General features: G+C 35.7%; 1 protein-coding gene. It reads right to left on the bottom strand.

Features of this window, described 5'->3' with window-relative positions; translation table 11 throughout:
* Positions 1–67: 67 nt before the first annotated feature.
* Complete coding sequence (locus CW357_RS17945; RefSeq protein ID WP_119414379.1) at positions 68–1,270, bottom strand: NAD(P)-dependent malic enzyme; 1,203 nt, start codon at positions 1,268–1,270, stop codon at positions 68–70.
* Between the last annotated feature and the right edge of the window lie 504 nt (positions 1,271–1,774).

The following is a 1,774-nucleotide window of genomic DNA, read 5'->3' on the forward strand; positions in this document are numbered from 1 at the left end:
CCGCAGGGATTATATATTTTCACAGAAAAAAGCGTAGTTTTCATACTACGCTAGATGGCATTTATACTTAAATTTCAATTTCTTTTTCTTGCTTCAATCGCGCCACTCCTGTTGAAATAGCCGCTAATTTAACTGCCTCTGCAACCGTTTCTGTAACTCTCATATCGAAGATCTCTGGGACGATGCGCCCTTCAATTAAATCCTTTTCAGTAATGATGGATGCAATTGCATTGACTGCTGCAAGCTTCATCTCCTCATTGATATCAGATGCACGAACATCTAATGCACCTCTAAAGATACCTGGAAATGCCAGCATATTGTTAATCTGATTTGGATAATCTGATCTCCCAGTAGCAATTATTCGTACTCCCCACTTAATTGCATTTTCATATGAAATTTCAGGATTTGGATTTGCTAATGCAAACACTATTGGGTTTTCTTTCATAGATTGTATCATTTCTTCAGTCAAAACATTTGCTGCTGATACACCGATAAAAATATCTGCACCTTTTAATGCATCTTCCAGTTTACCTTCAAGTCCATCTAAATTACTGAACTTTGCAATACGCTCTTTCATCGAATTCATCCCATGCTCGCGATTCCTGTGAATAATTCCATTAGAATCACAAACAATCAAATGTTCAAACCCTAAATCACGTAACAAACGTAAAACGGATATTCCTGCAGCGCCCGCTCCATTAATAACAATTCGTACATCTTTTATGTTCTTGTTAACAATTTTCAATGCGTTCAATATCCCCGCACCAACTACAATTGCCGTACCATGTTGATCGTCATGGAAAACAGGGATATTACATTCTTCTCTTAATCTTTCTTCAATAATAAAACAGCGTGGAGCTGAAATATCCTCAAGGTTAATCGCTCCAAATGTTGGACTGATTGCTTTTACTACTTGAACAATTTCTTCTGGATCCTTTGTATCCAAACAAATAGGAAAGGCATCTACATTGGCAAAACGTTTTAAAAGAAGTGCTTTTCCCTCCATAACAGGTAATGCAGCTTCCGGCCCGATATCCCCCAAACCAAGCACCGCTGTACCATCTGTTACTACGCCTACTAGATTTCCTTTCATTGTATAATCGTAAACAGAGTTAGCATCATTCTTAATTTCAATGCAAGGCTCTGCTACACCAGGTGAATATGCTAAACTTAAATCTTCTATCGTTTCCACCTGTATTTTCGTTTGCACATCTAATTTCCCCTTCAATTCTTTGTGCAAATCTAACGCCTGTTCTCTTAAACTTTTCAATGCTCATACAACCCCTTTTAAAATAAAGTACCTTTCAGCCATCTCCTTAAAACTCAAAATTGTTGTTCTACGTTGCATTTTAACTCGTAATAACATAATAATTATTACCGTTATAAAGATATATAATAGTAGACGATTGAAATATTGTCAATATATTTTGAAAATTCGATATACTTTATTGATTTATCCCAATGAATTTCTTGATTTATAAAATCACTATTTATTGCACGATAAGATACCAAGAAAAAACGGAATTCTATAGAGGTTTTTCTAATCTTTATTTTAGCGTTTTATAATATTTTGTCACTTAATCGAACAAGCTGTCGAAAATCAAATTAAGAAAAAATGAAGATTGAATTTGGAAGAAGGGAGTTTTAGTTGGGATAGCGGAAAGAGTGATGATAGTCAAAGCTAGCGGTACAAGTGCTTAAATAAAAAAAGGTACTACCGATTATATCAGCAGTACCTTAATCGCCTAGCAACGTCCTACTCTCGCAGGGGGAC

The sequence above is a fragment of the Rummeliibacillus sp. TYF005 genome (assembly GCF_003844195.1).
In the GTDB taxonomy this organism is placed as follows: domain Bacteria; phylum Bacillota; class Bacilli; order Bacillales_A; family Planococcaceae; genus Rummeliibacillus.